We start from the raw sequence: 9,481 nt of genomic DNA, 5'->3' as shown, positions 1-9,481 counted from the left end.
CCCCGCGCTCAAAGAAGCTGAGGCACGTCGAGCTCTTGCGTTGGCCCTGAACGCCGTGTATGGTCGCTGGCACAGGGCAAGACGAAGATTCCTGACAGGAGTCTTCGTGTGCCCTTTTGTCATGTAGGCGTTGCACCTGTCAGGGCTGACAGAGAGGTCAACTTCCCATGGCAACGAGAATCCTCCACGGCGTCTCCGACGTCGTCTCCTACATCGACTCCCGCACCGGCATCCGAGGGCGGGCGGGCGTCATCTGGTGGCTCGCGCTCGGCGGGCTCTTCCTCGACGCGTTCTCCAACTCCGCGCTGAGCGCGGGCCTCGGGCCGATGACTCGCGACATGGAGCTGAGCTCGACGCAGATCGCGATCCTCACTTCGATGGCCTCCTGGGTCGCGCTCGCGTTCAACCCCATCGGTGGCTGGATGGCTGACCGCTGGGGCCGCATCCCTCCGCTGCTGCTCGCGAAGGTGCTCGCACTCGCAGGCGCCGGCATCGCCGCGTTCGCTCCGACCTTCGAGCTCGTCGTCGCTGGTCGCTTCTTCGTCGGCGCCGCCTACGGCATCGACTTCGCGATCGCGATGGCGCTGCTCGCCGAGTTCACCCCGGCTCGCTTCAAGAGCCGCCTCAACACCTGGCAGGGCATCTGGTACACGGCTGTCTGCTCGAACCTGCTACTCGCGATCATGTTCTACAACTGGAACGTCGGCGACGCGATCTGGCGATATGCGGTCGGCGCTGCCGGTGTGGTCGCGCTCACGCTCTTCATCCTCCAGGCGACGTTCATGGTCGAGAGCCCGACGTGGCTCGCCCGCAAGGAGCGGCTCGAGCGCGCCGCGGCCTCGATGACCAAGATCTACAAGGAGAAGTTCGAGGCGGCTCCCGTCGAGGACCGCATCCCCGTGGTCAACCTCGCCACGAAGGGCGTGCGGAACGTCGCGCTCATCTTCCGCGGCACGTACCTGCCGCGCACGATCCTCGCCTCGACCGTGCAGATGGCGCAGTCCATCCAGTACTTCGCCGTCGGCTGGTACCTGCCGATCATCTCGATCGCGCTGTTCGGCGAGGGCGACTTCGTGCTGGCAACGCTCGGAACGCTCGTGTTCAACGTGTTTGGTATCGTCGGCGGCTTTTCGTCGTCGTTCATCGCCGGGAAGCTCGGCCTCCGCAAGGCATCCGCGATCGGCTTCGGCGCGGTGTTCCTGATGCTCGTCATCATGGGCGTGTTCTTCGAGACCATGCCGCTGTGGCTCGCCTTCATCGTGCCGTCGCTGTTCATCCTCTTCCACTCCGGTGGTCCCGGCGCGAACGGCAAGAGCCTGTCGACGCTGTCGTTCCGCAGCGAGCTGCGCGCCGGCGCGAACGGCATCATCGGCGCCATCGGCTCGCTCGGTGCGGCACTCGGTCTCATGGTCTTCCCGCTCCTCCGCGAGCAGTTGGGCCTCGGCACGACGTTCCTCATCCTCGCGCTCGTGCCGCTCACGGCCTGCATCATCTGCAGCGTCATCAAGTGGGAGCCGACGAAGGCCGCCGTCAGCCCCGACGAGGAGCTCGACGCGCCGCAGTTCGCCGACGACGCCGCTGAGCGCGACGCCGAGCTCGTCCGCTGAGGGGCTGACCATGAGCATCCGTCGCGGCATCATCGCGATCGACGAGGGCACGACCGGCACGCGCGCCGCGTGGGTCGCGGCCGACGGCACCGTGGGAGGGCTCCACTACGAGCGCCTCGCGGTCTCGTCGCCGCGCCCCCGCGTCGTCGAGCAGGACGCCGCTGAGATCCTGACGAAGACGACGGATGCGGTGCACCACGCGGTCGCGGACGCAGCCCGAGAGGGGGTGGCAATCGTCGGCCTGGCGATCGCCACCCAGCGCGCCACCACCGTGCTGTGGGACACGGTCAGCGGAGAGCCGCTCATGCCAGCCATCGTCTGGCAGGACACGCGGCACGCCGAAGATCTCGCGACCCTCGCGCCAGAGTGGGACGCGTGGCTCGTACCTCGCGTCGGGCGCCCCGTGGGTGTCCGCTCGCCCTACGTCACGGCGCTCCGCCTCATCGAGACGGACGAGCGGGTGCGCGAGGCGCACCGTGCCGGGCGGCTCGGGTTCGGCACGGTCGAGAGCTGGCTGCTGTGGAACTACGTGCAGGGCCGGCCGCTCGCGACGACCGCGACGACCGCCACGAGCTGTGGGGCATACATAATCGGCGAGCACCGCTACGCGACCGAGTACCTCGACGCGCTGGGCTTCCCAACCGAGCTGCTCCCTGCGCTCCGCGACGACCAGGACGCGTTCGGCATGTCAGACCCGGCGGTGCTCGGCATCGAGGTACCGGTGACCGCGGTGCTGGGCGACCAGCACGCGGGGCTCCTCGGCCTCGGCGCCGTGACCGCCGGCGACGCGATGTGCGTCCACGGCACGGGCTCGTTCGTCGACCTCAACATCGGTGGTGCGACCCCGGCCCGCCCAGGCCTCTACGAGGGAGCCCTGTCGCTCGTGGCATGGCGGGCGCAGCAGCGCTCGCTGTTCACGGTCGAGACGTTCACGGCGGCGACCGGGAGCGCACTCGACTGGCTGTGCGGCTCGCTCGGCTGGTTCGACGACGCGAAGGCGATCTCCGCGGCCGCGGCCGAGGCATCGGGCCGGCGCCAGGTGCAGTTCCTGCCCGCCATGACCGGAGTGCGGATGCCGGTGGTCGAACCGCGCGTGAAGTCGATGCTCACGGGCTTCGACTTCTCGACGACGAAGGCCGATGTCGCCGCTGCCGTGCTCGAGGGCATCGCCCACTCGGTGGCGTGGAGCCTCGAGGCGGACGCCGAGGTCGCGGGGGTCGACGTCACGAGCATGCTCGTCGGCGGCGGCCTGTCGCAGAGCGACCCGCTGCTGCAGATGCAGGCGGATCTGACGCAGGTGCCGCAGCGCCGGCTACGCAAGACCGAGGTGGCGAGCCTGCGGGGCGCGGCCTTCCTCGGCGGCGTCGGATCGCTGTGGCCCGACCTCGAGCACGCTGTCGCGCTGCTCGAGGAGGAAGCGGTCTTCGAACCGCGGCTCGCGCGCGCGGAGCGCGACGAGCAGGTGCACGCCTGGCGTGCCCGAGTCGAACTCGAGGTGCGGCTCGCCCGCGCCGGTCAGGAACTGAGGGACTGAGATGAAGATGAAGACGGTGGGCCTGCCGGCCCGTAAGACCGACCGCGCGCGCGAGCGCATGACGATCACCGAGCCGCTCCAGCTGCGGCGTGCCGACCAGGCCGAGCGGCTGCGCAGCGAGCGCTTCGACATCATCATCGTCGGCGGCGGCATCACCGGGGCCTACGCCGCCATGGATGCGGCGCTGCGCGGCTACAGCGTGGCGCTGCTCGAGAAGGACGACTTCGCTTCCGGCACGTCGTCGAAGTCGTCGAAGATGATCCACGGCGGCCTGCGCTACATCGAGCAGGGCAACCTGCCGCTCGTACGACACTCGCTGCTCGAGCGCCAGCGGCTGCGGAAGAACGCGCGCCACCTCGTGCAGCGGCTACCGTTCCTGTTCCCCGTGCTGAGCGTCGACGGCGTCTTCGACCGCCGCCTCGCGGCCGGCTTCGAGTCCCTCCTGTGGACGTACGACCTCGCCGGCGGCTGGCGCGAGGGCATCCTGCACCAGAAGCTCTCGAAGAGCGAGGTGCTCGCGCACTGCCCGACGTTCAAGGCCGAGAACCTCGACGGCGGCTTCCTGTACTTCGATGCGCGCGCCGACGACGCGCGGCTCACGCTCGCGATCGCCCGCACCGCGGCGCTGCACGGCGCGGTCGTGCTCAACGGAGCCAAGGTGACGGATGTGCGGCGCGGCGGCGGCAAGGTCACCGGCGTCACCGCCGAGGTCGACGGCGAGGAGATCGCGGTGAGCGGGCGCTCCGTCGTCATCGCGGTCGGCTCGTGGCTGCGCGACTGGAACGGCGCAGGCAAGGACGTCGACGCGCCCAACATCCGCCCGGCGAAGGGCGTGCACGTCGCCGTGCCGTGGTTGAAGATCCAGAACGACTGCACCGTCACCATCCCGGTGCCGGGCCGCAACCGCCGCGCGACGATCACACGCTGGGGCGACACCGCCTACCTCGGCACGACCGACGAGGACTACCAGGGCGACCTCGACGACGTGCACTGCACGCGCGAGGAGCTCGACTTCCTGCTCGACGGCGCCCGCAGTGCGCTCAACGTCGACATCGAGCCCGAGGATGCGCTCGGCTCGATCGCCGGCACCCGACCCCTCGTCGCCCCGCCCGGCGGCAAGACGATCGAGGTCAAGCGCAACCACGAGATCCGCACCGACCCCGACGGGCTCGTGACGGTCGTCGGCGGCAAGCTCACCACCGCCCGCCACATGGCGGAGCAGACGATCGACGCGGCTCAGCGGGTGCTCGGCGAGCGACGCCGCGTACGCACGAAGGACGCATACGTGCTGGGCGCCGCGGGCTACGATCCGGAGGCCGTGGTCGCCTCCGGCGGCCTGCGCGCGCACCTCGGCGAGCGCTACGGCACCGAGTCGGCGTTCGTCAGCCAGATCCTCGCCGCCGACCCGTCGCTCGGCGCGCCGGTCGTCGAGGGCCTGCCCTACCTCGAGGCCGAGATCGTCTACTCGGCCCGGCACGAGCTCGCTCGCAACGTCGACGACGTGCTGAGCCGCCGCACCCGCAGCCGCATCCAGGCGCGCGACGCATCCGCCGCCGCGGCGCCCCGCGTCGCCGAGCTGCTGCAGCGCGAGCTGGGCTTCAGTGACGCCGAGCGCGACCGGCAGGTGCGCGACTACCAGGCGGCGACCGCGAAGGAGAAGGCCATCCTCCTCGGGTCGGAGCCAGCCATGCAGACCCCAACGATCGGAGAAGCAGCATGATCAGCAAGGAAGCCGTCAAGCGCGGGTACAACCGCGGCAACTACACCGTCGGCGCGCCCACGCAGCCGGCGTGGGCGCCCGAGACGCCGGCCCCGGCAGAGCGCGCGTCGCTCGCTTTCGCCGCCACCCCGGTGCCGGAGGCCGTGCTCGCGCAGCTGCGGGACGCATCCGATGAGGTGATCACCGACCAAGCCGGCGTCATCCACGGCACGCGCGACTGGTGGGCGCGCACGATGGTCGCCGAGACGAGCGGCGAGCCGGCCGTCATCGACGCGGTGATCGTGAAGGTCTCGACCGAGGAGCAGGTGCAGGGCGTCATGCGCATCGCCTCCGAGCACGGTATCCCCGTCACGGTCTCGGCAGGGCGCTCGAACGTCACCGGCGCGGCGCTCCCGCTCGCGGGCGGCATCGTGCTCGACGTGTGCGGGCTCGACAAGCTCGTCTCGTGGGACGAGCAGAGCCAGATCGTCGAGGTCGAGGCTGGCATGTTCGGTGACCTCTTCGAGGAGATGATCCAGCGCGACTTCGGCATGACGATGGGCCACTGGCCCTCCTCCTACGCGATCTCCACGGTCGGCGGATGGGTCGCGTGCCGGGGCGCCGGGCAGCTCTCGACCCGCTACGGGAAGATCGAGGACATGGTCGTCGGGCTCGACGTCGTGCTCGCGAGCGGCGAGAAGGTCACGCTTGGCGGCACGGCCCGCGCCGCCGTCGGGCCCGACCTCATGCAGCTGTTCATCGGCTCGGAGGGCGTGCTCGGGGTCATCACCCGCATCCGCTTCAAGCTCGAGCGGCTGCCTGACTATGGCCGCGCGATCGCCTACGGCTTCGACTCCTTCTCCGATGGACTCGAGGCGTGCCGGCTCATCATGCAGGAGGGCGCGACGCCGGGCGCGCTGCGCCTCTACGACGCCCTCGAGAGCGGCCTGCAGTTCGACGAGCCAGAGCGGCACGTGCTGCTCATCGCCGACGAGGGCCCGCAGGGGCTCGTCGACGCCGGGATGGCGATCGCCGAGGACGTGTGCCGTCGCATCGGCGGCGCGGAGCTCGATAGCGACGCGATCTTCGAGCGCTGGCTCGACACCCGATACCTGACCGGCAAGAGCGCTGAGGGCTTCAAGAAGAGCCCCGGCTTCGTCGCCGACACGCTCGAGATGATCGGGCGCTGGCGCGACCTGCCAGCCATCTACGACGAGGTCGTAGAGGCGCTGCAGCAGGTGCCCGGCACGCTCGCCGGCTCGGCGCACCAGTCGCACGCCTACGTCGACTCCGCCTGCCTCTACTTCAGCCTGCGCGGCGAGGTCGCGGTCGAGGACCGTGCCGACTGGTACCAGGCGGCGTGGGATGCGGCGAACGCGGTGATCATCCGCCACGGCGCGACGCTCAGCCACCACCACGGCGTCGGGCTGCTGCGGGCGCGCTTCATGGAGCCGTCGCTCCAGGGCGGATTCGAGGTGCTGCAGACGGTCAAGCGCGCGCTCGACCCGCAGGGCATCCTGAACCCGGGCAAGCTGGGGCTCGCTCGCTAGCATCGCGAGCATGAGTGCATTGACGCGTCGCCGGCTGCTGGTGTCGACCCAGCTCCGCGCCCGGCCGGCGATCGCGTCGCTCTTCTCGCCCGACGATGTCGACGAGTTCCTCGACACCGACGCGCCCGTCTGCATTGTCGCGAACGGCGAGCTGCTCCGGCTCGAATCGGTGGTCGCGCGCATGGCGGGGGCTGACCGCTTCGCCTTCATCAACGCCGACACCGTCTCGGGACTCGCGCCAGATCGCGGCGGCATCGACTTCCTCGCGAAGATCGGTGCCGCCGGGGTCGTGACCACCCGGGCCGCGATGATCGCCCGGATCGAGCAGCACGGCATGCTCGCGATGCAGAAGCTCTTCATCACCGACCGCTTGAACCTGCCGCGATCGACCCATGGGCTCGAGGGATCTCAGCCGAGCTTCGTGCAGATCATGCCGGCCCCCGTATTGCCCTACATCCTCGACGAACCGGTGATGCGCATCTCGCCCGTCATCGCCGGCGGATTCGTCGCGAACGAGCGCTCGCTCGAGGCCGCGATCGCATGTGGAGCGGCCGGCGTCTCGACGAGCGAGCGCACACTCTGGACCTACAGGAAGAACCAATCATGAGCCAGCACTACATCGTCATCGCCACCTACACCGCCAAGCCCGAGGCCGCCGATCGCGTCGCGCAGCTGCTGCCGACGCTCGCCGCTGAAAGTCGGCAGGAGCCGGGCAACATCTCCTACTCGATCGCGCGCGATCTCGAGCGGCCGAACGTCTTCACGATCGTCGAGGTCTACGAGGATGCGGATGCGTTCACGGCGCACCGTGAGAGCGCCCACTTCGCGTCGATCGGCAAGATGCAGATCATCCCGATGCTCGAGAGCCGGGAGGTCGTCGGCTACTCCGGGGATGGGTCGCTGAACTGAGCGAAGAAGGGGCGAGCTCTTCCGAGCCCGCCCTTTCGCCGCCGACTTCGCGTCAGTACGCCCGCGACGCTTCGAGGCGCGCGCCGGTCGCCGCGCCGAGCTGCCGCTGCATGTCGGCTCGGAGCGACGCCACATCCGTGGCGGCGGTCACCATCGTGAAGCCCTGCTCGATGCGTCGCGCTGCCTGCTCGCCGTCGGCGCAGTGCACGCCGGCGATCTTGCCGCGCTCGCGGCACGCGGCAGCCACCCGATCGAGCTCGGCGTCGAGTCGCGGCAGGATCTCGTCCTCGAACGGCACTCGCGCGCCGAGCGCGAGCGAGAGGTCGTACGGACCGACGTACACGCCGTCGATGCCGTCGACGTCGAGGATCGCCTCGAGCTCCGCCAGCCCCGATGCCGTCTCGATCATCGCGAGCACGGTGACCGACGCATCCGTCTCTCCGGGCGTCGCGCCGAAGTGCGGACCCAGTCGCATCGGCCCGTAGGAGCGACGGCCGCCGGAGGTCGGGTAGCGCGCCGCCTCCGCAGCCGCGCGCGCCTCGTCGGCGGTGTCGATGAGCGGCACGATCACGCCGCGCGCGCCGGCGTCGAGCACGCGCCCGATCTCGGCCGCGCTGTTCGTCGACACGCGCGCCCACGGCGTCGCGCCGCCCGCCGCGACCGCGAGCAGCGCCCGCACCTGCGCGTCGTAGCCGAGCAGGCCGTGCTGCCCGTCGACGCACACGTAGTCGAAGCCGGTGCGCGCGACCTGCTCCGTCGCGACGGGGGAGTCGAGCGTGGCCCAGGCGCCCACGCGGGGCGCCCGGGCCAGCTCAGCTGAGCGCTGCTCAGACATCGAGCTCTTCGTTGTGCCGCACCTTCACGAACGACACCGACACGAACCCGACGAGCGCGCAGACGACCACGAAGATCGCCACCGGGATCCAGCTGCCCATGAACGCCGCGAGCAGCGCCGTCGCGATGAGGGGCGCCGGGCCGCCGACGATCGCGGCGCCGAGCTGGTAGCCGAGCGATGCGCCGGTGTAGCGGATCTCGGGCGCGAAGTTCTCGGCGAGCACCGTGCCGATGAGCGAGCCGTAGGTCGGCCAGATGACCGCGAACGACAGGATGATCGCGAGGCCTGCGAGCCACAGGTTGCCGCTCGAGAGCATCGCGAGGTACGGGAAGATGAAGATCGCCACCGCGACGGAGCCGCCGAGGAAGACCTTCTTGCGCCCGATGCGGTCGGAGAGCCCGCCGTAGAACAGCATGCCGCCGATGCCGAGGATCGCGCCGACGAGCAGGAACGCGAGCACCGCGCCGAAGTCGTAGCCGAAGCTCGTGGCGTAGGAGATCGAGAACGTCGCGAAGATGAAGAAGGTGGCGGTCTCGACGAACTTCGCACCGGTCGAGATGACGACCTCGCGCCAGTACTTCTTGAGCACCGTGGCGATCGGCAGGCGCTGGGTCGTGCCCTCAGCCTTCACCTTGCGGAACGAGGGCGTCTCGTCGATCTTCGAGCGGATCCAGAGGCCCACGACGAGCAGCACGCCCGAGAGCAGGAACGGGATGCGCCAGCCGAACGACTCGAACGCCTCCTCCGGGAAGATCGCGCGAGCGCCGATCGTCACGATGTTGCCGAGCGCGAGGCCGGCGAGCGCGCCGATCTGCGGCACGGCGCCGTAGAAGCCGCGGCGGTTCTTCGGCGCGTACTCGACGGCGAGCAGCAGGCCGCCGCCCCACTCGCCGCCGAGGGCGAGGCCCTGCACGAGGCGCAGGAGCGTGAGCAGGATGGGCGCGGCGACGCCGATCGCGGCGTAGTCGGGCAGCACGCCCATGAGCATCGTCGCGACGCCCATGAGGGTCAGCGTGATGACGAGCGTCTTCTTCCGGCCGATGCGGTCGCCGACGTGGCTGAAGATCACGCCGCCGAGCGGGCGCACGAGGAACGCGAGCGCGAACGAGGCGAACGCGAGCATCGAGCTCACGACCGGATCCTCGCTCGGGAAGAAGTGGAGGTTGAAGACGGCCGTGGCCATCGTCCCGTACAGGAAGTAGTCGTACCACTCGATGGTCGAGCCGACGGCGCTGCCCCACAGGGCGCGGCGGCGGTCCTTGGCCGAGACGACGATGTCAGGCGTCGTCGGCGGCTTGTCGTCGATGGCGGTCATGCTCTCTCCTTTGATAAGCAAAGCGGATGCGT

8 protein-coding genes are annotated in these 9,481 nt (G+C 70.0%); 6 read left to right on the top strand and 2 right to left on the bottom strand.

The genetic code is table 11. From position 1 onward, the window contains the following. The first annotated feature begins 167 nt into the window (after positions 1-167). From L332_RS27595 to L332_RS27570, 6 genes are read left to right on the top strand one after another with little or no spacing between them, the layout of a single operon-like run. Positions 168-1,607 (top strand): MFS transporter, encoded by a 1,440-nt coding sequence (locus tag L332_RS27595; RefSeq protein ID WP_021011593.1) that lies wholly within the window; start codon positions 168-170, stop codon positions 1,605-1,607. Positions 1,608-1,617: 10 nt separating this feature from the next. Further along, positions 1,618-3,141, top strand: a complete 1,524-nt coding sequence (locus L332_RS27590; protein ID WP_021011592.1) for an FGGY family carbohydrate kinase — start codon at positions 1,618-1,620, stop codon at positions 3,139-3,141. Between the two features lies 1 nt (position 3,142). Then, entirely contained in the window at positions 3,143-4,861 is a 1,719-nt protein-coding gene (locus L332_RS27585) for a glycerol-3-phosphate dehydrogenase/oxidase (protein WP_021011591.1), read from the top strand. Next, positions 4,858-6,390: an FAD-binding oxidoreductase gene (locus L332_RS27580; protein ID WP_021011590.1), complete on the top strand. Its 1,533-nt coding sequence runs from the start codon at positions 4,858-4,860 to the stop codon at positions 6,388-6,390. Before L332_RS27585 ends, L332_RS27580 begins: the two co-directional genes overlap by 4 nt. 10 nt (positions 6,391-6,400) lie before the next feature. Beyond that, positions 6,401-6,997 carry a glycerol-3-phosphate responsive antiterminator gene (locus tag L332_RS27575; protein ID WP_081646198.1) on the top strand — a complete coding sequence of 199 codons (597 nt, stop codon included), beginning with the start codon at positions 6,401-6,403 and terminating at the stop codon, positions 6,995-6,997. After that, the gene (locus tag L332_RS27570) at positions 6,994-7,299 is read left to right on the top strand and encodes a putative quinol monooxygenase (protein WP_021011588.1); all 306 of its coding nucleotides are present in this window, start codon (positions 6,994-6,996) and stop codon (positions 7,297-7,299) included. The genes L332_RS27575 and L332_RS27570 overlap by 4 nt, the downstream gene beginning before the upstream one ends. A 52-nt stretch (positions 7,300-7,351) precedes the next feature. Here L332_RS27570 and L332_RS27565 read toward each other — a convergent pair whose 3' ends face one another. Further along, a complete protein-coding gene (locus tag L332_RS27565) occupies positions 7,352-8,092 on the bottom strand; it encodes an HpcH/HpaI aldolase family protein (protein ID WP_021011587.1) in 741 nt (246 codons plus the stop codon). Between the two features lie 34 nt (positions 8,093-8,126). Continuing rightward, complete coding sequence (locus L332_RS27560) at positions 8,127-9,449, bottom strand: MFS transporter (protein WP_021011586.1); 1,323 nt, start codon at positions 9,447-9,449, stop codon at positions 8,127-8,129. Between the last annotated feature and the right edge of the window lie 32 nt (positions 9,450-9,481).

It is taken from the genome of Agrococcus pavilionensis RW1, from assembly GCF_000400485.1.
GTDB lineage: Bacteria > Actinomycetota > Actinomycetes > Actinomycetales > Microbacteriaceae > Agrococcus > Agrococcus pavilionensis.
Note: the sequence above shows the minus strand (reverse complement) of the source record. Positions and strands in the feature narration are given on the sequence as shown.